The organism is Pseudomonas sp. NPDC089569, assembly GCF_050280625.1.
Taxonomy (GTDB): Bacteria; Pseudomonadota; Gammaproteobacteria; order Pseudomonadales; family Pseudomonadaceae; genus Aquipseudomonas.
This window is the reverse complement of the sequence record NZ_JBNNVQ010000033.1, coordinates 24,192-48,443: the sequence shown is the minus strand read 5'-3', so window position 1 is coordinate 48,443 and position 24,252 is coordinate 24,192. Positions and strand designations below refer to the sequence as shown.

Here is a 24,252-nt window from a genome sequence, read left to right as displayed (position 1 = left end):
GACCACCTATGAGCTGGATTGTTAAACCGTATTTCCTTAATCTTCGCCCCCTCGATACGCTGCACCCATTCTTTTTACAGGACTGTCGAGTTCAAGCCTTCCCCAAGTGCTTTCAATGGTCCTTTTTTATTCCCGCCGGCAAACCGGCGTCCCGCGCCAGGTGTTCCGGGCCGGTCAACAGGAGCAGGTCATGTCTGAAGTCCGTCATTCGCGAGTGATTATTCTCGGTTCCGGCCCTGCCGGTTACAGCGCTGCGGTCTATGCCGCCCGTGCGAACCTCAAGCCACTTTTGATCACCGGCATGCAGGCCGGCGGTCAATTGACCACCACCACCGAAGTCGACAACTGGCCGGGCGACGTCCATGGCCTGACCGGCCCGGCACTGATGGAGCGCATGAAAGAACACGCCGAGCGCTTTGAAACCGAGATCGTATTCGATCACATCAATGCGGTGGACTTCGCTGCCAAGCCCTACACCCTGATCGGCGACAGCGCGACCTATACCTGCGACGCCCTGATCATCGCCACCGGTGCCAGCGCTCGTTACCTGGGCCTGCCATCCGAAGAAGCGTTCATGGGCAAAGGCGTTTCGGCCTGCGCGACTTGCGACGGTTTCTTCTATCGCAACAAGCCGGTAGCCGTGGTCGGTGGCGGTAACACTGCCGTGGAAGAGGCGCTGTACCTGGCCAACATCGCCAGCACCGTGACCCTGATCCACCGTCGTGAAACCTTCCGCGCCGAGAAGATCCTGATCGACAAGCTCAATGCCCGGGTTGCCGAAGGCAAGATCATCCTGAAGTTGAACGCGACCCTGGACGAAGTCCTGGGCGACAACATGGGCGTGACCGGTGCCCGCCTGAAGAACAACGACGGCAGCTTCGACGAAGTGAAAGTCGACGGCGTGTTCATCGCCATCGGCCACACCCCGAACACCTCGCTGTTCGAAGGCCAGCTGACCCTCAAGGACGGTTACCTGGTGGTGAACGGCGGTCGCGACGGCAATGCCACCGCCACCAACCTCGAAGGCATCTTCGCGGCCGGTGACGTGGCGGACCACGTATACCGTCAGGCCATCACCTCGGCCGGCGCCGGTTGCATGGCGGCACTGGATGCCGAGCGTTACCTCGACAATCTGCAGAACGCTTGATTCTGCCTTCGTCGAAATGAAAAAACCGGCTTCGGCCGGTTTTTTTCATCCTGAACAATGCGCCCCCCTGTAGGAGCGAGCACGCTCGCGATGGTCGTCAACGATAACGCTGGAAACCTGACACCCCGCGGCGTCTTCGAGTCCATTGTAGGAGCGAGCAAGCTCGCGATGGTCGTCAACGATAACGTTGGAAACCTGACACCCCGTGGCGTCTTCGAGTCCATCGCGAGCATGCTCGCTCCTACAGTGGGGGTGTGATCAGACCAGTTTTTTCAGGCAGGCCTCAAGAATGTCCAGGCCTTCCCCCATCACCGCCGGCTCGATGGTCAGCGGTGCCAGCAGGCGAATGATGTGGCGCGATTTGCCGCTTGGCATCAACAGCAGGCCTGCTTCGCGAGCCAGGGCCAGCAGTTGCGTCAATTGTGCTGCTGCCGGCGTACCGTCGGCATTGACCAACTCGATCCCGCGCATTGCGCCGACGCCCGTCAGGCGGCCGAGGTACGGTGACAGCTTGCGATCGCGCCAGGCCTGGTAGCGGCTGACGATGGCCTCCTCCTGTTGCGCGCCCCACATTTGCAGGTGCGCATCGGTCATCTCATCCAGGGTCGCCAGCGCGGCGGCGCACGCGACAGGGTTGCCGGAGTAGGTGCCACCCAGACCACCCTTGGGCAGGTTGTCGAGCAACGTCTTGCGTCCAACCACCGCACCCAGCGGCAGTCCGCCGCCGATGCTCTTGCCGAGCAGGATCAGGTCCGGTTCGATGCCCAGTCGCGAAAACGCAAAACGTTGGCCGGTACGACCGAAGCCAGACTGGATTTCATCGGCGATCAACACAATGCCTTTCTCGTCGCACAAACGCCGCAACGCCTGGGCGAACTCGATATCCAGTGCCAGAAAACCCGCCTCGCCCTGCACGGGCTCGACGATAAAGCAGGCCACGTCCTCAATATCGATTTCGACGCTGAACAGGCGCTCCATGGCGTTGAGTGCCTGGGCACAGGTCACGCCGTTGTCCTGGCTGGGGAAGGGCAGGTGATACACCGGGCCCGGCAGTACGCCGATTTTCTGTTTGTACGGTGCCACCTTGCCGTTGAGATTGAGGGTGGCCAGAGTCCGGCCATGGAACGCACCATCGAAGGCAATGACCGCTGTACGGCCAGTGGCGCCACGGACGATCTTCAACGCATTCTCGGCCGCTTCGGCACCGCTGTTGGTGAGCATGCCGCTGACCGGGTAATCGACCGGGATAAAAGCGCTGAGGCGATCCATCAGGGCAAGGTAGGGCGTATGGGGCGCGGCGTTGAACGCGTAATGAGTCAGTCGTGTGGCCTGCTCGCGAATGGCGTCAACGATGCGTGGATGGCAGTGACCGAGGTTCAGCACACCGATGCCACCGACAAAGTCGATGTAGCGTTTGCCGTCCGTGTCCCATACCTCGGCATTCTTGCCGTGGCTGAGGGTGACAGGGTGAACGATGTTGATCGACTGGCTGATGGTTTCGCTGCGCATGGATGATCGGCTCGGAAGAAGGAGGACTTCTTTTATCTAAGCCGTGAGCAGCGTTGGCCGGCAAACGAAATAAAGTCGCCGGGTCAATCTTAAAAGTGAGGATGTGCGGTTACGCGCTGTCCTGTAGGAGCGAGCCTGGTCCGGGCGGCGTTCCGACGATGGTCGTCAACGATATCGCTGGTAGCCTGACACCTCGCGGTGTTCAAGCGTTCATCGCGAGCGTGCTCGCTCCTACAGGGGTTCAGGTGCAGGTTTGATTCAGCGGCGCGTCAGCGGCGGCTGAGTGAATTTCACCCCGGCCAGGCCGTGGGCCATCAATGCCCGGATGTTGCCGTGATCGCTGCCTTCGGGTGTCGCCAGCACCGAACGATAATGCTCACCGAACGCCAGCAGGGTTTCTTCATCGCTCAGGCCTTCCAGCAATGCCAGGCCCAGTGTCTTGCACGAACCTTCATTCTGCCCGGCTGCGTTTTCCACACCGCCGTTGTTGAATGCCTGCGGCTGATAGTCGTAACCGGCGGCAATGAACGCCAGGGTATCGGCGAAGAGGTGTTCGCCGCTCTTGAGGCTGGCGCGAAGGGTGTTCAAATCACTCATTGGGTTTTCCTTTGGCGAACGCCGCTTGTTGTTCGGCGCTGGCTTCTTGCTGATATTGGGCTTTCCATTCGGCGTACGGCATGCCGTAAACCACTTCGCGGGCTTCGTCGAGGCTGACCTCGATCTGACGCTCGTCGGCGGCTGCCTTGTACCACTTGGACAAGCAATTGCGGCAGAAGCCCGAGAGGTTCATCAGGTCGATATTCTGCACATCCTTGCGGCTGTCCAGATGGGCCACCAGCCGGCGAAAGGCGGCGGCTTCGAGTTCGAGGCGTTCTTGATCGGTCATGGAGGTCTCTTTGAGACAGCTGCAAGCGGCAAGCTTCAAGCTGCAAGAGTGGATTGAGGTGCACGCCAGTCTACAGCTTGCGGCTTGAAGCTTGTAGCTAGCGGCTCGCTGCAAGCGTTATCGATACCGATTCGGCAAAGCGCAACGCATGCGGCTTGTCGACTTCTACCTCGGCGTACAGCACCGATTCGTTGGCCATGACCAGGTCCAGCAGTTCCTGGGTCAGGCGTTCGAGCAGGGCAAAGCGATTACCCTCGACATGGGCAATGATCGCCTTGGTGATGGTCCGGTAGTTCAACGCATGATCGATATCGTTGTCCCGCACCGCTTCCTGGGCTGCATAGAGGATGGTCAGGTTGATCAACACATCCTGCTTGTTGAGGATTTCATCCTCGTTGATTCCGATGTAGGTGCGCAGGCACAGGTCCTTGACCCGGATGCGTGCCATGCCTGGTTGAAGTTGTGGCATTACTACTTGCTCCGTCCAATCAATTGCAGGAACTCCTGGCGAGTGTTGCTCGATTCGCGGAAGGCGCCGAGCATCACCGAGGTGTTCATGGTCGAATTCTGTTTCTCGACACCGCGCATCATCATGCACATGTGTTGGGCTTCGATGACCACCGCGACGCCTGCCGCACCGGTCACTTGCTGCACCGCCTCGGCGATTTGCCGGGTCAGGTTTTCCTGGATTTGCAGGCGCCTGGCGAACATGTCCACCAACCGCGCGATTTTCGACAGGCCCAGCACCTTGCCCGTTGGAATATAAGCCACATGGGCCTTGCCGATGAAGGGCAGCATGTGATGTTCGCAGAGCGAGTAAAGCTCGATGTTATCGACGATCACCATTTCATCGTTGTCGGAGGCGAACAGTGCACCGTTGACGATCTCGTCGATGCTTTGCTCATAGCCGTGACACAAGTACTGCATGGCCTTGGCTGCGCGCAGCGGTGTATCGAGCAGGCCCTCGCGATCAGGGTTTTCACCCAGGCCGATGAGGATCTCGCGATAACTCTGGGACAGCGAATTCTGGGGCAGGGATAACGTCATGGGAGTTCCTCGCGGGACACTTATTTGATGTGCCTTCCGCCATTGACGGTCAGGGTCGTGCCGGTGACATAGGGGTTATCGAGCAAGTAGCGCAGGCTTTGGTAGATCACTTCGCTGCCGGGTTCGATGCCCAGTGCGGATTTGGCCAGCGCCTTGGCGCGATACGCTGCGTCATCATCAGCGTTGAACAGTAGCAGGGCCGGCGCGATTGCGTTGACCTTGATGGCCGGCGCGTATTTCGCGGCGAAGGACAGGGTCAGGTTTTCGAGCCCTGCCTTGCTGGCGCAGTAACCGATGTGCTTGCTGCTGCCCTTGCGGGTCACGTCGTCGCTGATGTGCACGATATCCGCCATGGGCGAGCGTTCGAGCAGGTCGACACAGTGCAGATTGATCAGGTAAGGCGCCAGCATGTGCACGCTGAACATGCGGGTGAATGCTGCGGCATCGGTGTCCGCGGTTTCTGCCAGCCATTCGGAGGCGTTATGGACAATCGCACGCAGGCTGTCGGTATGGGTTTTGAGTTCATTGATGAAGGCGAAGATTCCGGCTTCGGTGGCGAAGTCCGCAAATATCGCCGTCGCCCCCAGGTCGCGCAGGGCTTGCACGCCAGGGCGCTCGCTGCGATAGCTGAAAATGACGCGGTGGCCGTCCTCCAGCAATCGCTGTGCGCAGTGCAGGCCAACACGCTGGCCGGCACCGGTGATGAGGATAGGGGCTGGGCAAGTGGACATGAGCGGCTCGCTTCGCGGTAAGAGCAAAACTATACCAGTGCAGTGCAGCGTTCACCTACGCCCCTGTAGGAGCGAGCAAGCTCGCGATGGTCGTCAACGATAACGTTGGAAGTCTGACACCCCGCAGCGTTCTCAGGCTCTTCGTCGGAACGCCGCCCGGAGCGTGCTCGCTCCTACAGTTGGCGTGTCAGGCAGTCTCGGCCGGCAACCGCCGTGCCGGGGTGTTGTTCAACCATCCAGCCAACACCCTGGTCGACAGTGGAATGAAGAAATAAACCATCAACGGCGTCAGGCAAAGCGTGCTGATGAACACCCGGCTCAGCAGGCCCAGTTCGCTGAGCAAGGGGCCGAGTGCGAAGTTGAACAGCAACGACACCGGGAAGAACGCCAGCCAGATCGCCATGGCCTGTTTCCATCGAGGCGGGCGCTGGCCGGTGGCGCCGAACCAGCCTTCGATGCCGCTGACCCGATGCTCCGTCGGATGGGCGAACAAGTCGCTGCCCCGGGCCAGCCAGGCGGTACGTGAGGCCGAGTGCTCCCAGGTGTGCAGGGTCTGTTCGTCGGTGAAGCGAAAAATGATCTGGAATTCGTCATCGCCGGCGGGCGGAGCGAGTACGCCGGAGCCGAGATAGCCAGGGAAGTCGGTGGCCAGTTGTTCACCTTCGCGCAGCCAGGCGATCAGATCCTGGTAGCGCCCGTTGGCGACGCGGCGCGCAACCATCAGCGTGACGGGGGAGGTAGACATCATGTATCTCCGTAAACGAATGCGTTGCTCCGGGTAAGAGCTTCGCCAGGCGCAGCGCCGGGATGGTGGGCTGCGCCGTGGGACAAGCAAGGATTATTCCTGATTCCAATTGCGACGTCTGTGGCTTGAGTAACACTCAATGTCTTGGATCATGAAGGGGAGGCAGGAGTAGAATCGGGATCCAAACAACACATGGACGTTGAAGCCCAGATGCCTGTCCTGACTGATATCGCTCCAGACGTGTTGCCTTCGCGCTCGCTTGAGCAGGAGGAGCTTTTTCCCATTCGTGAAGTGGCGCGCTTGACGGGCGTCAACCCGGTCACGCTTCGTGCATGGGAGCGACGCTATGGACTGATTGTGCCTACACGCACCGAAAGTGGGCATCGCCTGTATTCGATGACCGATATCGAGCGCGTGCGCAGCATCCTCGACTGGATCGAACGCGGCGTGGCAGTGAGCAAGATCGGCAGGATTCTGGCCAAGGCCGCACCGCTTGAGGCGTTGTCGCACATCATCCCGGGCGACCTGGTGCAGGCCGATTACGCGCAATGGCAACAACAGGTCCAGGCGGCGGTGAGTGCATTCGACGACATCGCCCTGGAGCAGGTCTACGGTCAGATATTTTCCAGTTACGCCCAGCCCGTCGTATTCCAGGACATTCTTGTCCCGCTCTGGAAGCGGCTGATGCAAAACCAGGATTCATTCGGCCGGACCAGCGAGTGGTTGTTCCTGGACGGTTTTCTGCGCTCAAGGGTATTGCAGCGTCTGCTGTTGATTCGCGACAAGCAACCGCGGCGGGTGATTGTCAGCGCCCTGGCAGGCCAATGTCGGGAACTTGAACTGTTGATCGCCGCCCTGTTCCTGGGCAGTGAACAAACCGGTGTGCGCGTACTGACCGTCGGCCAGCCGTTCGATGAGTTGACGCTGATTTGCGAGCGGATCAAGCCTCAAGCGCTGGTGCTGTTTTCCAATCACGTCCCTGGCGCGGACCTGCCACGACGCTTGAATCGACTGGCGATGAGTCTGGATTGTCCGGTGTTGCTGGCCGGCGATGCATCGGACCTGGCACAGGAAAGCCTGGCCGGATCCTCGATCGGTTGTCTGGGCAGCGAGGGGACCGTCATGCGCCAGCGGCTTAAACAATTCCTGGCGGGTAACCTGGATACCTGAAGTCAGAGATGCAGGGCCGGATGAGTCAACCGATGCTGTTGCAGAATGTACTGGCGCAAGCGTTCGGTTTCGTCGGTGTCACTCTGGCTCAATTGGTAGGCATAGAAACCCTGCTCGGTTTCTTTTTCCAGCGTGCCGCGCAAGGCGATCCGTTCGTAGCCTGACGGGCTGAACCACAAGGCAAAATGTTTCGGCGCCTTGGTCTTGTTGCGAACTTCCAGCAATACGCCCTTGAACGACACTTCGTGCACAAACAGGGTGCCCGGTTGGCCTTTGGCGTTTTCCAGTGCCACCGGTTCATCGAGCACCAATCGCCAAGGGCGGACCAGTGGCCCGTCTTCATAAATGCTCGGCACACCCAGGCGCAGATGCAGCGCATGAAATTCGTCTTCCACCAGGTGCAAGGGGAAGGTCATCTGCTGGTTTTCGAAATTGGCCTGGATGGTGACTTGCTCATGAGCGGCAAGGCGCGTGAGCAAGTCACGGATTTGCGAACCGCCATTGACGAGCAGGCTCGACGTCGCATCCCGCACATTGAGTTGCGGGTTGTGTTGCATGGTCTGGATGAAGTCCAGCTCATCCTGGGTCAGGAGCGCGTCGCGTTGCATGGCAAGCTCGAAAGAAATAGTTACAAAGACATTGGTGATTGTAGTTAATGACAACTAATCCGCAGATTTGTTTGAACCGTTCGTCGCCTTGAGTGCAGCAAGCTCGGCCTGCAGCTCTGCCAGTTGCGCTTCAAGCTGGGCCACCCGCTGCTGCGCCTTGACCTGCACGGTTACGTCCTTCTGCACACCGATGAAATAAACCTGATTGTCATTGGGGTTTACCACCGTCGAAAGGGACAGCTCATTCCAGAACGGTGTGCCGTCCTTGCGGTAGTTGCGCAGAATTTCCCGGCACGAGCCTTCGCTGTTCAAAGCGTCGCGAATCTTCGGCAACGCATCCTGGTCGCGATCGCCCGATTGCAGGAAGCGGCAATCCTGGTAGAGGATTTCTTCGCTGGTGTACCCGGTCAGGCGTTCGAACGCCGGGTTGACGTAAATCAGGATCTTGTCCTGGTCGCCTTCCTTCTCGGCAATCACGATGCCGTCGTTGGAGGCATTGATGGCCAGCTGCAGCAGTTTTGCGTTGATCATCGGTCAAACCCTTCCTTGTTGGTCGTTCGGGCATTCTAAAAGAACAATGCACAGCGTGCTGTTAATATCCCGGTCTTTTACTTAGCTTCAGGATCAGATTGATGAAAGTCGCCATCATTTCCGGCTCGGTGTACGGCACGGCTGAAGAAGTCGCCCGACATGCCGCCAACCTGTTGAAAGCCGCCGGTTTCGACACATTCCATAACCCGCGCGCCTCTCTGGCCGACGTACAGGCCTACGGCCCCGAAGCCTTTCTGGCCGTGACGTCGACCACAGGCATGGGCGAGTTGCCGGACAACCTTCAGCCGCTGTACTTCGCCATTCGTGACCAGTTGCCCGCGGCCTGGCGTGATTTGCCGGGGGCGGTGATTGGCCTGGGCGATGCGAGCTATGGTGATACGTTCTGTGGCGGTGGCGAGCTGATGCGTGAGTTGTTTGGTGAGCTGGGCATTCGTGAAGTCCTGCCGATGTTGCGCCTGGACGCCAGGGAAAGCGTGACACCGGAAGCGGACGCCGAGCCCTGGCTTGGGCAACTGGTCGAAGCGCTGCGTGGGTAACCCACCGGCCGCGAACCTGTACAACGGTGGCCCGTCAGGGTTCTGACGGGGCGCCTGAACACGTACTGCGCCTTGCTTCTGGCGGCAGTCGCTTGACATGGATCCAATCCTGGTCGTTCGCTGACTCGTTCGGCCATCAAGCTGGCTGCCAACGCAACTACGCGATGTCAAAGGGCTGTCTAGACTCGGTTGTTATTGGAAACACTCCATAATAAAAACCAGAGGTTCCCAGCCGTGAGCGTAGCCCCCATGCAATCCCCCCAGAGTGTCGAAGGCCTGGTCAGCGCCGCCGAATGGCGAGCTCGTGTCGACCTCGCTGCCTGCTATCGCCTGGTGGCCCAGCATGGCTGGGATGATCTGATTTTCACGCATATCTCCGCCAAGGTGCCGGGCACCGAAGACTTCCTGATCAACCCGTACGGGCTGATGTTTCACGAAATCACCGCGTCCAATCTGGTCAAGGTCGACCAGGCCGGCAACAAGCTGATGGACAGTCCCTACGAGATCAATCCGGCCGGCTACACCATTCACAGCGCGGTGCATGAAGTCCGTCACGATGTTGCCTGCGTACTGCACACTCACACCGCGTCCGGTGTCGCGGTGTCGGCACAGAAACAAGGCGTGCTGCCTATCAGCCAGCAGTCGCTGTTCGTTCTCTCCAGCCTGGCGTATCACCCCTACGAAGGCGTTGCGCTCAACCCTGAAGAGAAAGCGCGACTGCAGGCCGACCTCGGGGAAAGCAGTTTCATGATGCTGCACAACCACGGCCTGCTGACCTGCGGCAGCACCATCGCCGATACATTCCTGATGATGTTCATCTTCCAGCGCGCCTGCGACATCCAGGTCATGGCGCAGACCGGTGGCGCCGAACTGATCGCCATCGAGCCACAGATACTGGCGGGTGCCAGGGCGATGGTCGCCGGCGTTACCAAAAGTGCTCAAGGCATGGGGGGCGCGTTGGCCTGGCCGGCGCTGCTGCGCAAACTCGATAAACTGGATCCGGGGTACAAACTCTAATGGCACTCGCAGAGATTCCCCTGTGTGTCTGGCGCAAACGCAGCCAGAGCTTCGTGTTCCGCGGCCAGACCATCCGTTTTTGGACGGCGGGGCAGGGTGAGCCATTGTTGCTTATCCATGGCTTTCCGAGTGCCAGTTGGGACTGGCATTACCTGTGGCAGCCGCTGACACAACGCTATCGCGTCATCGCCTGCGACATGCTCGGCTTCGGCGACTCGGCCAAGCCGGTGAATCATGAATACAGCTTGCTGGAGCAGGCCGATCTGCAACAGGCGCTGCTCGATCACTTGAACGTCAAGCAGCCGGTACACCTGCTGGCCCACGACTACGGTGACAGCGTGGCCCAGGAACTGTTGGCCCGGCACTGCGAATCGCAGATCCAGATTGCCAGTTGCGTCTTTCTCAATGGCGGGCTGTTTCCGGAAACCCACCGCCCGGTGCTGATGCAAAAGCTGTTGCTCAGTCCGTTGGGCTGGATGATCGGCCGCGCATTCAGTCGCGATGGGCTGGTGAAGAGTTTCCGTCAGATCTTCGGCCCGCACACCCGTCCCAGCGAAAGCGAGATGGATGATTTTTGGAGCCTGATCGAAAGTAATCATGGCCCTCGGGTCATGCATAAATTGATCAGCTACATTCCCGAGAGGCGAGTCCAGCGGGACCGTTGGGTCGGCGCGATGCAGCGCGGTGAAGTGCCGCTGCGGGTCATTGATGGCGAGGTCGACCCGATCTCCGGTGCACATATGGTTGCGCGGTATCGGGAGCTGATCCCCGATCCGGACGTGGTGCTCTTGAACGACATCGGCCATTACCCGCAGATCGAAGCGCCCTGCCAGGTGCTCAAGCACTACCTGGCCTTCCGCGATCATTTGATGTTGCCGCCACTTAAAGTGGCCTGCTCCTGAGGGCAGGGGGACTCATCATCCCCCAGCCTTATCGCGCACCATTCAGACGCCCCCCTGTTCATTGTGAGCCGCAGCGCCCTGCCTGAAACTCAAAGGCAATGTCCCTGGCCTGCTGGAGTTCCTCATGAGTGAGACTGTGCGTTTCGAAGATAAAGTCGTGATCATCACCGGTGCGGGGGGCGGTCTGGGACGGGCGCACGCACTGTTGTTCGCCAAACAGGGTGCCAAAGTTCTGGTCAACGATCTCGGTGGTTCGGCCCAGGGCGAAGGGGCCAATGCGTCGGCGGCCGACCGCGTGGTGGCGGAAATCCGTGAGGCAGGCGGCACCGCCGTGGCCAACCACGACTCGGTCACCGACGGCGACAAACTCGTTCAACATGCCCTCGACGCGTTCGGTCGCGTCGATGTGGTGGTCAACAACGCCGGGATCCTGCGTGACAAGACCTTCCACAAAATGGAAGACGCGGATTGGGACCTGGTTTATCGCGTCCACGTCGAAGGTGCCTACAAGGTCACCCGCGCCGCCTGGCCGCACATGCGCGAGCAGAATTACGGCCGCGTGATCTTCACCGCATCCACCTCGGGTATCTACGGCAACTTCGGCCAGTCCAACTACGGCATGGCCAAGCTCGGCCTGTATGGCCTGACGCGTACGCTGGCCATCGAAGGCCGCAAGAACAACATCCTGGTCAACGCCATCGCCCCCACCGGCGGCACCCGCATGACCGAGGGCCTGATTCCGCCGCAAGTGTTCGAACAACTCAAACCGGAACTGGTCAGCCCGTTGGTGGTGTACCTGGCCAGCGAAAACTGCCAGGAAACCTCCGGCCTGTTCGAAGTCGGCGGCGGCTGGATGGGCAAGGTGCGTTGGGAACGCAGTCTCGGCGCCGGGTTCGATCCACGGGTGGGCTTCTCCCCGGAGGACGTCGCGGCGCACTGGCAGCAGATCTGCGATTTCGAAGGCGCGGCGCACCCGAAGGACAATATCGAAGCGCTGAAGGAAATGATGGGGAATCTACAGAAACATTCGCTCTGATCGAACGCGACATGGCAGGCACTGCCGTCCTTGCAATTCGTCCTCTTCTCTCGATATCCCCCCGCCCAAAAAAAAGGCCGCTGCAAACGCAGCGGCCAAGGTAAGACGTTGGATCCAGGAGCTACAAATCAACGTCGGTGTACACGGGGTGATGACTCGATACCTCGAATCATCTGAAATCTGTCGCGAACCGTGCGGGTGATCAAGCCTCGTCGCGAGGGCTTTGGGCTGTTTCCCGAGAAAGCCCGGCAAGAATAAGTCTTTGTCGACACAGGAAAAATACCGATTCGCGACATGCACTGTTACGGAGCACGCAACAGTTGGATGGGCTGTCGCGTGCATTCTGTATAGCAGAGTTTCGGCAATTGCCACGGCTGCTCATGCAAGGCGTTGATAGTTCGCCATCCAACTCATCCATGCCCCGCGCAATCCCACGATCTGCTTGATCAGTCACCCTTTTGAGGTACACCGCGAATACCTCCTTGGTGCGCTTATCGCCTCCGGCGAGCGGCAGTAGGGTGGAGCCTTCTGTCACTCACCGGGGAAGACGCATGACAAGAACAACAACGCGCGCCATCTTCACACCGCAAGCGCTGGCCACCGCGCTTGCCTTGGGTTGCTGTGCCCAGGCTCAGGCCATCTCATTCAACATCGGCGAGATCGAAGGCAACTTCGATTCGTCCCTGTCCGTGGGCGCCAGTTGGGGCATGCGCGATGCCGACGACGCGCTGGTGGGCACGGTCAATGGAGGTTCCGGCCAGTCCTCGACGGGCGATGACGGGCGCCTGAATTTCAGGAAGGGCGAGACCTTCTCGAAGATCTTCAAGGGCCTGCATGACCTGGAACTGAAGTACGGCGATACCGGCGCATTCGTGCGCGGCAAGTATTGGTACGACTTCGAGTTGAAGGACGAGGACCGCGAGTTCAAACCCATCAGCGACAAGGGGCGCAAGGAGGGCGCCAAGTCTTCGGGCGGGGAAATCCTCGATGCGTTCGTCTATCACAACTATGCCATTGCCGATCTGCCGGGCTCCGTGCGCGCGGGCAAGCAAGTGGTCAGTTGGGGAGAAAGTACCTTCATCGGCAACTCGATCAATAGCATCAACCCCGTCGACGTCTCCGCGTTTCGCCGCCCGGGTTCGGAAATCAAGGAAGGCCTGATTCCGGTCAACATGCTCTACCTCTCCCAGGGGCTGACCGACAAATTGACGATGGAGGCGTTCTATCAGCTGGAATGGGACCAGACCGTTCTGGATAACTGCGGCACCTTCTTCGGCAACGACGTGGCGGCAGATGGCTGCAACAAGAACTACACCGTGGCCAGTCCGGCGATTGCGCCGTTGCAGCCGATCGCCGCTGCGTTCGGCCAGGGGTTCGAAGTCGGCAAGGAGGGTGTGATCGTGCAGCGCGCCAGTGACCGGGATGCCCGGGACTCCGGGCAGTGGGGCACGGCGTTGCGCTGGCTCGGCGACGATACCGAATACGGCCTGTACTTCATGAACTACCACAGTCGCACGCCGACGGTGGGCACCATCACCGCCGGGGCGAGCACCCTGGCGAGCATTCCGGGGATCGTTGCCGCCGCCAACCGGGTTGCGCCCGGCACCGGTTCGGCCCTGGCGCAAAGTGTGATGCTCGGTCGTGGCCAGTACTTCCTTGAATACCCGGAGGACATTCGCCTGTACGGCGCAAGCTTCTCCACGACCTTGCCCACCGGTACGGCGTGGACCGGCGAGATCAGCTATCGCCCCAACCTGCCGGTGCAGGTCAATACCAATGACCTGACCCTGGCCTTGCTCAACCCTATCGCCGGTGGTGCGGCATCCCCCATCACCACCACACCCGGTGCCGACAACAAGGGCTATCGGCGCAAGGAAGTGACGCAGGTCCAGAGCACCCTGACGCACTTCATCGATCAGGTGATGGGCGCCGATCGCCTGACCCTGGTGGGCGAAGCGGCCGTGGTACATGTCGGTGGCCTGGAACCTCGCAGCAAGCTGCGCTATGGCCGCGACTCGGTGTATGGGCAATATGGGTTCAATGGAGACACCGACGGCTTCGTGACGTCGACTTCGTGGGGTTATCGCGCCCGGGCGATCCTCGATTACAACAACCTCATCGCCGGCATCAACTTCAGGCCCAACCTGTCGTGGTCCCAGGACGTCTCCGGCTACGGGCCCAACGGGCTGTTCAACGAAGGCGCCAAGGCCGTCAGCCTCGGCGTCGATGCGGACTACCGCAACACCTACACCGCAAGCCTCAGTTACACCGACTTCTTCGGTGGCGATTACAACGTGCTCACAGACCGCGACTTCGTGGCGCTGAGCTTTGGCGTGAACTTCTGATCTGGCTGAAAAGGATGATTTGCATGCACAAGTTGATTCTGCAATGTGGTGTTCTGGCCCTGGGGCTGTTGGCCGTCAATGTCATGGCCGCGGTGTCGCCGGAGGAAGCCGCCAAGCTTGGCACCAGCCTCACACCGCTGGGCGCGGAGAAGGCCGGTAACGCCGATGGCTCGATTCCGGCCTGGACCGGCGGTATTGCGAAAAACGCCGGTGCGGTGGACAGCAAGGGCTTCCTGGCCGATCCGTTCGCCAACGAAAAGCCGTTGTTCATCATCACGGCGGCGACGGTGGACAAGTACAAGGACAAGCTCTCCGAGGGGCAAGTCGCGATGTTCAAACGTTACCCCGAGACCTACAGGATCCCGGTGTACCCCACTCACCGGACGGCGGCGCTGCCACCGGACATCTACGAGTCGGCCAAACGCAGTGCGCTGAATGTCACGCCGATCAACGACGGCAACGGACTGGCCAATTTCACCGGCAATCGCTACTACGCTTTTCCGATTCCGAAGAACGGGGTCGAGGTGATCTGGAATCACATCACCCGTTATCACGGTGGCAATTTGCGTCGCACCATTACCCAGGCAACGCCGCAATCCAATGGCGACTTCACCGTCATCCGCTTCAAGGATGAAGTGGCCGTGCCATCGCTGTTGGGCGATCTCAAACCTGGCAGTGACGACAACGTGCTCAATTATTTCAAGCAGGAAGTCACAGCCCCGGCGCGGCTGGCAGGGAACGTCCTGCTGGTTCACGAGACCCTCGACCAGGTGCGCGAGCCGCGCAAGGCGTGGATCTACAACGCGGGCCAGCGCCGTGTGCGGCGTGCCCCGCAGGTGGCCTACGACGGCGTGGGCACTTCGTCGGACGGGCTGCGCACCACCGACAACTTCGACATGTTTTCCGGCGCGCCGGACCGCTATGACTGGAAGCTGATCGGCAAGAAGGAAATGTACATCCCCTACAACAGCTACAAACTCGATTCGCCCGACCTCAAGTACACTGATGTCATCAAGGCCGGTCATATCAACCAGGACCTGACGCGCTACGAGTTGCACCGGGTCTGGGAAGTCGTCGCCACGGTCAAGCCCAACGAGCGGCACGTGTATGCCAAGCGCCACATGTATATCGATGAAGATACCTGGCAGGTGGCACTGGCCGACCACTATGACGGCCGTGGCCAGCTCTGGCGCGTGGCCGAAGGTCACGCGCAGTTCTACTACGATCATCAGGTGCCGGCGTATACGGTCGAAGCGCTGTATGACCTGATTGCCGGTCGATACATCGCACTGGGCATGAAGAACGAAGAGAAGCGCAGCTTCGAATTCAACATCGCGGCAAAAGCCGGGGACTACACGCCGGCAGCCCTGCGGGCTACGGGGGTGAGGTAGGTTTCCTACAGCCTCTTACACAAAAAGGTGACTTTACGGTCACCTTTTTTATGGCTGCAAATCAGCGTGCTGAATACTTCTTCAACAAGCGCTCCGCAGGGGGCTAGGGTGGCGCCACAACTATAAAAAGGCGCACCACTATGACTGCCATGACAACCTGTCTGGACCGTCCGGGACTCCTGCCTCGCCTGTCTTCCCTGCACTTGTCGCGCGAGCGTCTTGTCGAGCCTTTGCTGGGCTCCACTGCGCGGGTGAAACTGCTTTGTGCACCTGCCGGCAGCGGCAAGAGCGCACTGCTGACCGAGTGTCTGTTGCGAGCACCGGCACACTGCCGGGTGCATTGGCTGCCGCTGGCGGGGGAGTCGCTCGATCCTGCCGATTTCCGGCAAAGACTGGCGCAGGCATTGGGGGTGGTCTCGTCGAATGAGCAGGCGTTGCTGGAGCATGTGGCTCGCCTGCAGATACAGACCTGGTTGTTCATCGATGATTACTGCCGCGTCCCGAACCCTGAACTCGATCGTCTTCTCGATCGTTTACTGGCCGTCGCCAATCCCTCATTGACCTGGTGGCTGGGTTCGCGTCGACGCCCACCCTGCAATTGGCCGCGACTGTTGCTCGATGATGAGTTGTACGAATGCGATGCGCGCACGCTGGCGTTTACCGAAGCCGACGTCGAGCAGTTGCTCAGTCATGTGGAACCGTCGCGGGTGAGCGGCATGGCCGCAAGAATCATCCGGCGCAGCGGTGGCTGGTGTGCCGGTGTGCGCATTGCCTTGCTCGACGGTTGCCAGTGGGCAGCGGGGCAGGACAGGCAGGAGCGTTCGGCGACGCTGTTCGATTACTTGCAGCATGAACTGTTCAACACCTTGTCGCCGGAGTTGCTCGAAGCCTGGCAGGTGCTGGCGCATTTGCCGCGATTCAATGCCGGCCTGTGCGAACACCTGTTCGGCGCCGGCGAGGGCGCGCAATGGTTGCAGGCCTTGCAGGACATGGGGTGTTTCATCGAGCCCTGGGAAGACTCCACTGAATGGCTGCGGGTCTTTGCGCCGCTGGCCCGGGTCATGCGTGATGAACAGGGCTGTGCCGGTCGCTCCTGGCACCGGCGCGCTTGCCAATGGTTTTGTGCTGAAGAGGACTGGCAGGGGGCATTCGAACAGGCCTTCCTGGCCCAGGAGGCCGAGGTTGCTGTGAGCCTGTTGCAACACTTCAATTTCGAGCATTTGTTCCGGCGCGAGAATGTGCGCCTGTTGCTCAGCCTGCATGAGCGTCACGGCCAGGAGCTGACCCTCGGTTCGCCGCAACGGGTCGGGCTGATTGCCGCGGCGCTCTTGTTTGCCGGCCGCTTCGAGCAGGCATCGGCGTGCATCGACCAAATGGCGCGATTCGCACCGCAACCGACCGCGACGTTGCAGCGGCAACTGTTGGCACGCTGGCAGGCACAGCAAGGCTGGTTGCTGCATTTGCAGGGACGCACACAGGCGGCTCACGGGCATTTTCTCGAGGCATTGGCCGAGCTGGACGCGGATGCCTGGCCTGCACGGTTATTGTGCCTGTCGGGGTTGACCCAGCAGGCACTGCTCATCGGCGGTCTCGATGCCGCGCAGGCCTGGAATCGTGAAGCGCTTTGCCTGGCGCGGGCACAAGGTTCGTTGCTGTTCGAAGGCTTGCTTGAGCTGGATCATGCGCAGTTGCTGGAGCTGCGAGGCGCTCCCCGGCGGGCTGACCAATTGTTGGCCGACGTTCAGGCGTTGCTGAGTCGACAAGCCGACCGGCCGACCCCTTTGCTGGGACGGATTGCCTTGCGGCGCGGACGCCTGGCGCTCTGGCAGGGGCAGGACGAGTTGGCTGCGCAGTGGTTTCATCGCGGGCTTGAGGACTGCCTGCACGGTCAGGACAAACGCGCGCTGTACGGCTTCCTCGGGCAAGCCCAGGTTGCGGCCAATCGACACGATTACGCCCAGGCGTTCGACCGCTTGCGCGAGGCCGAGCGACTGATGCAACAACGGCAGATTCCCGACACGGTGTATCGCAGTGTGTTGCTTCAGGTCAGCAGTCAGCTGTGGTTGCAGCAAGGTCGACCGCAATTGGCCCGTGACACCCTGACGCGCGTCGTACGTCACTACCGGGGACCCAACGCGCGACAGGCACCGCCGGCCACGATGGCGCTGATTGCCCGGGTCGAGTACTTGCTGGTGCTCGCCGAGACCCGTTTGCAGGTAGCCGAACATCCGCTGGAACGTCTCCAGGCCTTGCTCGATGACGCGCAACGGCACGGTATGCAGGCGTTGGAAACGGAATTGCAGTTGGCCCTCTGCGAAGTGGCGGACCTGCTCGGCGAGCCTGAGCTGGCGTTGTCGGCCCTGCAGGCGGGCCTGGAACTGGTCAGGCGTTGCAACTTGCAACAGCCGTTGTGTGAGCTGCGGCTGCGTCAACCGACATTGCTGGGCCGTCTGGGCGTGGAAGGTGACATGCCCGTGCCCCAGCTGGACGCCAGTCCGTTGAGCGGTCGAGAACTGGAAGTCCTCGACCTGATCGCCCAGGGCAACTCCAATCAACAGATCGCCGAGCAGTTGTTCATCTCACTGCATACGGTCAAGACCCACGCGCGACGCATTCACAGCAAGTTGGGCGTCGAGCGCAGGACACAAGCGGTGGCTACCGCCAAGAAATTGGGCTTGATTGCGCAGGGTTAAGCGTCAGCGGTGGCCGCAGCGTGGCCCATTCGCCAACTCACCGCGTGACTGGCCGCCAACAGGCGTTGGGCGGCCGGGCCGTTTTCATCGGCATGGAACAGCGACGTCGGCCCCACCACGGTCAAGACGGCCACGACATTCCCCAGCGCGTTGAACACCGGCGCCGACAAGGCATCCACACCCGGCATCAGCAGGCCATGCACATGGTGCAGGCCGCGCACGCGGATCTGCTCGCACAGGGTGGCGTAGGCCTGATCGTCCGCCAGCGGGTGGACAGCCTGGGTCCGTAGTTCCTGTTCACGCAACTCCAGGGTTTCACGCTTGGGCAGATAGGCGCCAAACACCAGGCCTGTCGACGAGCTGAGCAAAGGCAGCACCGAGCCTAATTGGGTCACCACCGTCACCGCGCGTACCGCCGGTTCGATGTGCACCACGGTGGCGCCCTGGTTGCCCCAAACCGCCAGGAAGCAGGTTTCGTTCAAGTCATCGCGCAATTCGGCCAACGGCAGGGCAGCGACCTTCAGCACGTCCATACTGTTGAGTGCTGCCAATCCCACGCGCAAGGCTTCGCGTCCCAGCCCGTAGTGGTTGGTCGCAGCATTCTGCTCGGCAAAGCCGCTGGCGATCAGCGCCTGCAAATAGCGATGAACCTTGCTCGCCGGCATCTGCACATGCTCGGCCAGGCGTGAAAGTGACGTCGAAGGCGACAGCTCGGCCAGGGCCTTGAGGATGTCGGTACCCACCTCGGCGGAGCGGACTTTCTGTTTGGCGTTGCTGTCGCTGGCGGGTTTTTCCATGGTGGCGCTGTGATCCGCAGGTGAATGGGCGTCTTTATAGCTTGACGGTCATCACCAATCAAATTACGTTATTCGTAATTGAATTACGATAAAAACAACTCCGGCGTGCCAAGCGTTCTGCAGCAGAGCGAAGGGCCACGGCCAACTCCCTGTTCAGGAGGCTCCATGAACCTCGATTCAACGATGCCGGCGCTGGCGTATCAGTCGGGCTTCGGCAACGAATTCAGCAGTGAAGCGTTGCCTGGCGCACTGCCGGTCGGTCAGAACTCGCCGCAAAAAGCGCCCTATGGGCTGTACACCGAACTGTTTTCCGGCACTGCGTTCACCATGGCCCGCAGCGAAGCGCGGCGGACCTGGATGTATCGCATCCAGCCATCGGCCAATCACCCGGCGTTCGTCAAGCTCGACCGGCAACTGGCGGGCGGCCCCTTGGGTGAAGTGACCCCCAATCGCCTGCGCTGGAACCCCCTGGACATTCCCGCCGAACCGACGGATTTCATCGACGGTCTGGTGAGCATGGCCGCCAACTCCGGCGCGGATAAGCCGGCCGGGATCAGTATCTACAACTACCGGGCCAACCGTTCCATGGAGCGGGTGTTTTTCAATGCCGACGGTGAAATGCTGCTGGTGCCGCAGCAGGGGCGTCTGCGTATCGCCACGGAACTGGGCGTAATGGAGCTGGAACCGCTGGAAATCGCCGTGCTGCCTCGCGGCCTGAAGTTCCGTGTCGAGTTGCTCGATCCGCAAGCCCGCGGCTACATTGCCGAGAACCATGGCGCGCCACTGCGGCTGCCGGATCTTGGGCCCATCGGTAGCAACGGCCTGGCCAACCCGCGGGATTTCCTGACCCCGGTTGCGCATTACGAACACCTCGCGCAACCGACCACCCTGGTGCAGAAATTCCTCGGCCAGTTGTGGGGCACCGAGCTCGATCATTCGCCGCTCAACGTGGTCGCCTGGCATGGCAACAATGTGCCGTACAAATATGACCTGCGCCGTTTCAACACCATCGGCACGGTCAGCTTCGATCATCCGGATCCGTCGATTTTCACCGTGCTGACGTCGCCGACCAGTGTCCACGGTCTGGCCAACCTCGATTTCGTGATTTTCCCGCCACGCTGGATGGTCGCCGAGAAAACCTTCCGTCCGCCGTGGTTCCACCGCAACCTGATGAACGAATTCATGGGCTTGATCCAGGGTGAATACGACGCCAAGGCCGAAGGGTTCGTACCCGGTGGCGCGTCGTTGCACAGCTGCATGAGCGCCCATGGCCCGGATGGCGAAACCTGCACCAGGGCCATCAATGTCGATCTCAAACCGGCAAAGATCGACAACACCATGGCCTTCATGTTCGAGACCAGCCAGGTGCTGCGTCCGAGCCGCTTCGCCCTCGATTGTCCGCAACTGCAAACAAACTACGATGCTTGCTGGGCCACGCTGCCCGTCACTTTCGACCCGACCCGGAGATAACCCATGACGCAGACTTCCATCACTCGCAGTTGGGTTGCTTCGGCCAACGGCCATGCGGATTTCCCCCTGCAGAACCTGCCGCTGGGCGTGTTCAGCATCAAGGGCTCGGCACCGCGCAGTGGCGTGGCCATCGGTGAGCATATTTTCGATCTGGAGGCCGCACTCGATGCCGGCCTGTTCGACGGTGAGGCAAAAACCGCTGTCCAGGCCAGCCTTGGCGGACAGTTGAACGCGTTCTTCGCCCTGGGCCGCCCGGCACGCGTGGCGTTGCGTGAGCGCTTGCTGGAACTGCTGAGCGAGGGCAGCACCCTGCACGGTAAGATCGAAGCCCAAGGCGCAAAACTGCTGCCGCTGGCCGCCGATTGCGACATGCACCTGCCGGCGAAAATCGGTGACTACACCGACTTCTACGTCGGTATCGAGCATGCGCAGAACGTCGGCAAGCTGTTCCGTCCCGACAACCCGTTGCTGCCGAACTACAAGTACGTGCCCATCGGTTACCACGGCCGCGCCTCGACCATTCGCCCATCGGGCACCGACGTGCGTCGGCCCAAAGGCCAGACCTTGCCGGCCGGCCAGAGCGAACCGACCTTTGGTCCATGCGCGCGCCTGGATTACGAACTGGAGCTGGGCATCTGGATTGGCCAGGGCAACGACATGGGCGACAGCATCGCTATCGCTGACGCCGCCAATCACATCGCCGGTTTCTGCCTGCTCAACGACTGGTCGGCGCGGGATATCCAGGCCTGGGAATACCAGCCGCTGGGACCGTTCCTGTCAAAAAGCTTCATCACCAGCATTTCGCCCTGGGTCGTGACCGCCGAAGCGCTGGAGCCGTTCCGACGCGCCCAGTCGGCGCGTCCCGAAGGTGATCCGCAGCCGCTGCCTTACCTGTTCGACGAGCACGATCAGGCCGCGGGCGGTTTCGACATCGAGCTGGAAGTCCTGTTGCTGACCGAAAGCATGCGCAAACAGAACCTGCCGGCCCACCGCCTGACCTTGAGTAACACCCGGCACATGTACTGGACCGTGGCGCAGATGGTTGCGCACCACAGTGTGAACGGCTGCCAGTTGCAGGCCGGCGACCTGTTCGGTTCGGGCACCTTGTCGGGGCCGGAAAATGGCCAGTTCGGCAGCCTGCTGGAAATCACCGAAGGCGGCAAGAAACCGGTCGAGCTGGCGTCGGGCGAGGTGCGCAGGTTCCTTGAGGACGGCGACGAAATCATCCTGCGTGGTCGTTGCAGCCGCGAAGGCTTTGCCTCCATCGGCTTCGGCGAATGCCGTGGCAAAGTGCTGCCGGCGCGCTGACAGGAGCGGGTCATGGAACTCTATACCTACTACCGTTCGACGTCGTCCTATCGGGTACGCATCGCCCTGGCGTTGAAAGGTCTGGATTACCAGGCGTTGCCGATCAACCTGATCGCGCCTGCCGGTGGCGAGCATCGCCAGGCGCCGTACCTAGGCATCAATCCGCAAGGCCGCGTGCCGGCCTTGCGCACTGACGACGGCGAGTTGTTGATCCAGTCGCCGGCGATCATCGAATACCTGGAGGAACGTTATCCACAGGCGCCGCTGTTGTCCAAAGACCTCGCCGCCCGCGCCCGCGAGCGCGGTGTGGCGGCGTTGATCGGCTGCGACGTGCATCCTTTGCACAACGTCAGCGTGCTCAATCGGCTACGGCAACTGGGGCATGACGAGACGCAGGTCGTCGAGTGGATCGGCCACTGGATCAGCCAGGGGCTGGCGGCCGTCGAGCAGTTGATCGGTGATGAGGGTTACTGTTTCGGCCAGCAGCCGGGGTTGGCGGATGCGTACCTGATTCCACAACTCTACGCGGCCGAGCGCTTCAATGTTTCCCTCGAAGCCTGGCCGCGGATTCGCCGTGTGGCGGCGCTGGCAGCCACGCATCCGGCATTTATCAAGGCACATCCGGCGAATCAACCGGACACCCCCTGATACCCGCTGCTTTCCCTTTTGTAGGAGCCGGGCTTGCCGGCGAACAACGATAACGCGGTGCGACAGGTACACCGCGGCGTCTGGTTCGGTGTAGGAGCCAGGCTTGCCGGCGAAGAACGATAACGCGGTGCAGCAGATACTCCGCGGCGTCTGGTTCGGTGTAGGAGCCAGGCTTGCCGGCGAAGAACGATAACGCGGTGCAACAGATACACCGCAGCGTCTGGTTCGGTGTAGGAGCCAGGCTTGCCGGCGAAGAACGATAACGCGGTGTAGCAGATACTCCGCGGCGTCTGGTTCGGTGTAGGAGCCAGGCTTGCCGGCGAAGAACGATAACGCGGTGCGACAGGTACATCGCAGCGTCTGGTTCGCGGGCAAGCCTCGCTCCTACAGGCGAAGAACGATAACGCGGTGCAGCAGATACTCCGCGGCGTCCGGTTCGCGGGCGAGCCTCGCTCCTACAGGCGAACAACGATAACGCGGTGCGACAGGTACATCGCAGCGTCTGGTTCGGTGTATGAGCCAGGCTTGCCGGCGAACAACGATAACGCGGTGCAGCAGATACACCGTAGCGTCTGGTTCGCGGGCGAGCCTCGCTCCTACAGGCGAACAACGATAACGCGGCGCAACAGGTATGCCGCGGCGTCCGGTTCGCGGGCAAGCCTCGCTCCTACAGGCGAACAACGATAATGCGGTGCAACAGATACACCGCAGCGTCTGGTTCGCGGGCAAATCGGATCGCCGCACCGCTCGCTCCTGCAAGGGGATGGGTCAGTGAACGATGGCGTTGGGTGGCAAGTGCCCCAGCCGCTCGGTCAGGCGAATCCGCTGGATCGGATCGTCGCTGAGCAGCAGGGCATGTTCCAGGTCGAAACGCTCGGCGTTGGGGCACTCCAGGCGCTGGTACAGGCTGGCCCGGGCCAGGTAGTCGGCGGCGGTGCCGTTGCCCAGTTCCAGTACCCGTTCGGCGTCGATCAGGGCGGCGATGTAATCGTCGTGGGACAGGTGCAACTGACGCAGGTTACGTGACAGGCGTTGCAGCATTTGCACAGGCTCGGCCGTGGTCAGGTGTTCGGCACTGAGCTGCATGTTCGGGCCGTATTGGCGCTGCAGCAGTTCCCGGCAATCGTTGGGGTAAAGTCGACGGCCGCCGCAGGGGTCGAGCAAATGATCGGCTCCCGGTACGCGCAGCAGGAAATGGCCGGGGAAGTTGACGCCGACCAGGGGAATCTCCAGGCCTCTGGCCAACTCCAGTGCAATAAGGCCCAGGGCCAGGGGTTGTCCACGGCGCCGCTCCAGCACTCGATTGAGCAATGCCGCCTGCGGTCGCAAGGGGGTGAAGTCGTCCTGGGCGAACCCCAGGTCATTCATGCGCCGCAGCAACGGTTGCGCCAGTTCGCTCACCGGCAACATGGGCAGGCTGGCGCTGATCCGCTGTTGCAGCGCCTTGAAGTTCTCCAGCAATGCTTCGGGGTTGACCTCGCTGTCGTGTTCGCTGCAAATCCATAGCGCCGCCTCGAACAGCGCGGGCGGGGAACGTTGCAGACAAGCGAAAAACGACTGACGCGGGGTCATCGGAATCTCCGGGCAATGCCTCGTTTTAGCCTCGTCTGTGCCATTCGTCCAGTGCCCTGCCAAAGGCACTCGGGGTTATTTCCGAATACCTGAATGGCCGCTTTGCTTATTCCCGTGCGCTTCTGCAATTTTTGTGCGCAAG

23 protein-coding genes are annotated in these 24,252 nt (G+C 60.9%); 12 read left to right on the top strand and 11 right to left on the bottom strand.

Annotated features, from left to right (window positions below):
* Positions 1 to 190 precede the first annotated feature (190 nt).
* Positions 191 to 1,147, top strand: coding sequence for a thioredoxin-disulfide reductase (gene trxB / locus ACQKP2_RS15450; RefSeq protein ID WP_427577603.1), 957 nt, complete (start codon positions 191 to 193; stop codon positions 1,145 to 1,147).
* 258 nt (positions 1,148 to 1,405) lie between these two features.
* Here trxB and ACQKP2_RS15445 read toward each other — a convergent pair whose 3' ends face one another.
* The 7 genes from ACQKP2_RS15445 to ACQKP2_RS15415 all read right to left on the bottom strand — a co-directional run bounded on the left by ACQKP2_RS15445 (position 1,406) and on the right by ACQKP2_RS15415 (position 6,065).
* A complete protein-coding gene (locus tag ACQKP2_RS15445) occupies positions 1,406 to 2,656 on the bottom strand; it encodes a 2-aminoadipate transaminase (RefSeq protein ID WP_427577601.1) in 1,251 nt (416 codons plus the stop codon).
* Between the two features lie 258 nt (positions 2,657 to 2,914).
* The gene (locus tag ACQKP2_RS15440) at positions 2,915 to 3,253 is read right to left on the bottom strand and encodes a HopJ type III effector protein (protein ID WP_427577599.1); all 339 of its coding nucleotides are present in this window, start codon (positions 3,251 to 3,253) and stop codon (positions 2,915 to 2,917) included.
* The gene (locus ACQKP2_RS15435; RefSeq protein ID WP_427577597.1) at positions 3,246 to 3,542 is read right to left on the bottom strand and encodes a DUF1244 domain-containing protein; all 297 of its coding nucleotides are present in this window, start codon (positions 3,540 to 3,542) and stop codon (positions 3,246 to 3,248) included. The genes ACQKP2_RS15440 and ACQKP2_RS15435 overlap by 8 nt, the downstream gene beginning before the upstream one ends.
* Positions 3,543 to 3,639: 97 nt before the next feature.
* Positions 3,640 to 4,011, bottom strand: coding sequence for a dihydroneopterin triphosphate 2'-epimerase (gene folX / locus ACQKP2_RS15430; RefSeq protein WP_008054404.1), 372 nt, complete (start codon positions 4,009 to 4,011; stop codon positions 3,640 to 3,642).
* Between the two features lie 2 nt (positions 4,012 to 4,013).
* Positions 4,014 to 4,589, bottom strand: coding sequence for a GTP cyclohydrolase I FolE (folE, locus tag ACQKP2_RS15425; RefSeq protein ID WP_427577595.1), 576 nt, complete (start codon positions 4,587 to 4,589; stop codon positions 4,014 to 4,016).
* Between the two features lie 20 nt (positions 4,590 to 4,609).
* Positions 4,610 to 5,320: a dihydromonapterin reductase gene (gene folM / locus ACQKP2_RS15420; protein ID WP_427577594.1), complete on the bottom strand. Its 711-nt coding sequence runs from the start codon at positions 5,318 to 5,320 to the stop codon at positions 4,610 to 4,612.
* Between the two features lie 187 nt (positions 5,321 to 5,507).
* Positions 5,508 to 6,065 carry an antibiotic biosynthesis monooxygenase gene (locus ACQKP2_RS15415; RefSeq protein ID WP_427577592.1) on the bottom strand — a complete coding sequence of 186 codons (558 nt, stop codon included), beginning with the start codon at positions 6,063 to 6,065 and terminating at the stop codon, positions 5,508 to 5,510.
* A 210-nt stretch (positions 6,066 to 6,275) separates the two neighbouring features.
* On the opposite strand from ACQKP2_RS15415, the gene ACQKP2_RS15410 reads away from it, so the two are divergent.
* Positions 6,276 to 7,235, top strand: a complete 960-nt coding sequence (locus tag ACQKP2_RS15410) for a MerR family transcriptional regulator (protein WP_427577613.1) — start codon at positions 6,276 to 6,278, stop codon at positions 7,233 to 7,235.
* A 2-nt stretch (positions 7,236 to 7,237) separates the two neighbouring features.
* On the opposite strand, the gene ACQKP2_RS15405 is transcribed toward ACQKP2_RS15410, so the two are convergent.
* Positions 7,238 to 7,843, bottom strand: a complete 606-nt coding sequence (locus ACQKP2_RS15405) for a hypothetical protein (protein WP_427577591.1) — start codon at positions 7,841 to 7,843, stop codon at positions 7,238 to 7,240.
* A 54-nt stretch (positions 7,844 to 7,897) separates the two neighbouring features.
* A complete protein-coding gene (locus tag ACQKP2_RS15400) occupies positions 7,898 to 8,374 on the bottom strand; it encodes a PAS domain-containing protein (protein WP_427577590.1) in 477 nt (158 codons plus the stop codon).
* A gap of 101 nt (positions 8,375 to 8,475) precedes the next feature.
* On the opposite strand from ACQKP2_RS15400, the gene ACQKP2_RS15395 reads away from it, so the two are divergent.
* The 7 genes from ACQKP2_RS15395 to ACQKP2_RS15365 all read left to right on the top strand — a co-directional run bounded on the left by ACQKP2_RS15395 (position 8,476) and on the right by ACQKP2_RS15365 (position 18,315).
* Complete coding sequence (locus tag ACQKP2_RS15395; protein WP_427577588.1) at positions 8,476 to 8,931, top strand: flavodoxin; 456 nt, start codon at positions 8,476 to 8,478, stop codon at positions 8,929 to 8,931.
* Between the two features lie 249 nt (positions 8,932 to 9,180).
* Positions 9,181 to 9,948, top strand: a complete 768-nt coding sequence (locus tag ACQKP2_RS15390) for a class II aldolase/adducin family protein (protein WP_427577586.1) — start codon at positions 9,181 to 9,183, stop codon at positions 9,946 to 9,948.
* Entirely contained in the window at positions 9,948 to 10,850 is a 903-nt protein-coding gene (locus ACQKP2_RS15385) for an alpha/beta fold hydrolase (protein WP_427577584.1), read from the top strand. The genes ACQKP2_RS15390 and ACQKP2_RS15385 overlap by 1 nt, the downstream gene beginning before the upstream one ends.
* A 124-nt stretch (positions 10,851 to 10,974) precedes the next feature.
* Positions 10,975 to 11,886 carry an SDR family oxidoreductase gene (locus ACQKP2_RS15380; RefSeq protein ID WP_427577583.1) on the top strand — a complete coding sequence of 304 codons (912 nt, stop codon included), beginning with the start codon at positions 10,975 to 10,977 and terminating at the stop codon, positions 11,884 to 11,886.
* Between the two features lie 551 nt (positions 11,887 to 12,437).
* Entirely contained in the window at positions 12,438 to 14,231 is a 1,794-nt protein-coding gene (locus ACQKP2_RS15375) for a DUF1302 domain-containing protein (protein WP_427577581.1), read from the top strand.
* Between the two features lie 23 nt (positions 14,232 to 14,254).
* The gene (locus ACQKP2_RS15370; RefSeq protein ID WP_427577580.1) at positions 14,255 to 15,622 is read left to right on the top strand and encodes a DUF1329 domain-containing protein; all 1,368 of its coding nucleotides are present in this window, start codon (positions 14,255 to 14,257) and stop codon (positions 15,620 to 15,622) included.
* Positions 15,623 to 15,762: 140 nt separating this feature from the next.
* Complete coding sequence (locus tag ACQKP2_RS15365) at positions 15,763 to 18,315, top strand: LuxR C-terminal-related transcriptional regulator (protein ID WP_427577578.1); 2,553 nt, start codon at positions 15,763 to 15,765, stop codon at positions 18,313 to 18,315.
* On the opposite strand, the gene ACQKP2_RS15360 is transcribed toward ACQKP2_RS15365, so the two are convergent.
* A complete protein-coding gene (locus ACQKP2_RS15360; protein WP_427577576.1) occupies positions 18,312 to 19,112 on the bottom strand; it encodes an IclR family transcriptional regulator in 801 nt (266 codons plus the stop codon). The two genes, ACQKP2_RS15365 and ACQKP2_RS15360, sit on opposite strands and share 4 nt — an antisense overlap.
* Before the next feature lie 165 nt (positions 19,113 to 19,277).
* Here ACQKP2_RS15360 and hmgA point away from each other — a divergent pair, with 165 nt between their 5' ends.
* The 3 genes from hmgA to maiA are packed head-to-tail and all read left to right on the top strand — an operon-like array spanning position 19,278 to position 22,538.
* Positions 19,278 to 20,582, top strand: a complete 1,305-nt coding sequence (gene hmgA, locus ACQKP2_RS15355) for a homogentisate 1,2-dioxygenase (protein ID WP_427577574.1) — start codon at positions 19,278 to 19,280, stop codon at positions 20,580 to 20,582.
* A 3-nt stretch (positions 20,583 to 20,585) separates the two neighbouring features.
* A complete protein-coding gene (fahA, locus tag ACQKP2_RS15350; RefSeq protein WP_427577573.1) occupies positions 20,586 to 21,890 on the top strand; it encodes a fumarylacetoacetase in 1,305 nt (434 codons plus the stop codon).
* 12 nt (positions 21,891 to 21,902) lie between these two features.
* Positions 21,903 to 22,538, top strand: a complete 636-nt coding sequence (maiA, locus tag ACQKP2_RS15345) for a maleylacetoacetate isomerase (RefSeq protein WP_427577572.1) — start codon at positions 21,903 to 21,905, stop codon at positions 22,536 to 22,538.
* Positions 22,539 to 23,306: 768 nt separating this feature from the next.
* Here the strand turns inward: maiA and ACQKP2_RS15340 are convergent.
* Positions 23,307 to 24,110 carry a SirB1 family protein gene (locus ACQKP2_RS15340; RefSeq protein ID WP_427577570.1) on the bottom strand — a complete coding sequence of 268 codons (804 nt, stop codon included), beginning with the start codon at positions 24,108 to 24,110 and terminating at the stop codon, positions 23,307 to 23,309.
* Positions 24,111 to 24,252: the final 142 nt, after the last annotated feature.

Excerpts from the sequence above, each read along its gene's own strand:
- trxB (WP_427577603.1), top strand. The coding sequence starts at position 191 with ATGTCTGAAGTCCGTCATTCGCGAGTGATTATTCTCGGTTCCGGCCCT.
- ACQKP2_RS15445 (WP_427577601.1), bottom strand. The coding sequence starts at position 2,656 with ATGCGCAGCGAAACCATCAGCCAGTCGATCAACATCGTTCACCCTGTC.
- ACQKP2_RS15440 (WP_427577599.1), bottom strand. The coding sequence starts at position 3,253 with ATGAGTGATTTGAACACCCTTCGCGCCAGCCTCAAGAGCGGCGAACAC.
- ACQKP2_RS15435 (WP_427577597.1), bottom strand. The coding sequence starts at position 3,542 with ATGACCGATCAAGAACGCCTCGAACTCGAAGCCGCCGCCTTTCGCCGG.
- folX (WP_008054404.1), bottom strand. The coding sequence starts at position 4,011 with ATGCCACAACTTCAACCAGGCATGGCACGCATCCGGGTCAAGGACCTG.
- folE (WP_427577595.1), bottom strand. The coding sequence starts at position 4,589 with ATGACGTTATCCCTGCCCCAGAATTCGCTGTCCCAGAGTTATCGCGAG.
- folM (WP_427577594.1), bottom strand. The coding sequence starts at position 5,320 with ATGTCCACTTGCCCAGCCCCTATCCTCATCACCGGTGCCGGCCAGCGT.
- ACQKP2_RS15415 (WP_427577592.1), bottom strand. The coding sequence starts at position 6,065 with ATGTCTACCTCCCCCGTCACGCTGATGGTTGCGCGCCGCGTCGCCAAC.
- ACQKP2_RS15410 (WP_427577613.1), top strand. The coding sequence starts at position 6,276 with ATGCCTGTCCTGACTGATATCGCTCCAGACGTGTTGCCTTCGCGCTCG.
- ACQKP2_RS15405 (WP_427577591.1), bottom strand. The coding sequence starts at position 7,843 with ATGCAACGCGACGCGCTCCTGACCCAGGATGAGCTGGACTTCATCCAG.
- ACQKP2_RS15400 (WP_427577590.1), bottom strand. The coding sequence starts at position 8,374 with ATGATCAACGCAAAACTGCTGCAGCTGGCCATCAATGCCTCCAACGAC.
- ACQKP2_RS15395 (WP_427577588.1), top strand. The coding sequence starts at position 8,476 with ATGAAAGTCGCCATCATTTCCGGCTCGGTGTACGGCACGGCTGAAGAA.
- ACQKP2_RS15390 (WP_427577586.1), top strand. The coding sequence starts at position 9,181 with ATGCAATCCCCCCAGAGTGTCGAAGGCCTGGTCAGCGCCGCCGAATGG.
- ACQKP2_RS15385 (WP_427577584.1), top strand. The coding sequence starts at position 9,948 with ATGGCACTCGCAGAGATTCCCCTGTGTGTCTGGCGCAAACGCAGCCAG.
- ACQKP2_RS15380 (WP_427577583.1), top strand. The coding sequence starts at position 10,975 with ATGAGTGAGACTGTGCGTTTCGAAGATAAAGTCGTGATCATCACCGGT.
- ACQKP2_RS15375 (WP_427577581.1), top strand. The coding sequence starts at position 12,438 with ATGACAAGAACAACAACGCGCGCCATCTTCACACCGCAAGCGCTGGCC.
- ACQKP2_RS15370 (WP_427577580.1), top strand. The coding sequence starts at position 14,255 with ATGCACAAGTTGATTCTGCAATGTGGTGTTCTGGCCCTGGGGCTGTTG.
- ACQKP2_RS15365 (WP_427577578.1), top strand. The coding sequence starts at position 15,763 with ATGACTGCCATGACAACCTGTCTGGACCGTCCGGGACTCCTGCCTCGC.
- ACQKP2_RS15360 (WP_427577576.1), bottom strand. The coding sequence starts at position 19,112 with ATGGAAAAACCCGCCAGCGACAGCAACGCCAAACAGAAAGTCCGCTCC.
- hmgA (WP_427577574.1), top strand. The coding sequence starts at position 19,278 with ATGAACCTCGATTCAACGATGCCGGCGCTGGCGTATCAGTCGGGCTTC.
- fahA (WP_427577573.1), top strand. The coding sequence starts at position 20,586 with ATGACGCAGACTTCCATCACTCGCAGTTGGGTTGCTTCGGCCAACGGC.
- maiA (WP_427577572.1), top strand. The coding sequence starts at position 21,903 with ATGGAACTCTATACCTACTACCGTTCGACGTCGTCCTATCGGGTACGC.
- ACQKP2_RS15340 (WP_427577570.1), bottom strand. The coding sequence starts at position 24,110 with ATGACCCCGCGTCAGTCGTTTTTCGCTTGTCTGCAACGTTCCCCGCCC.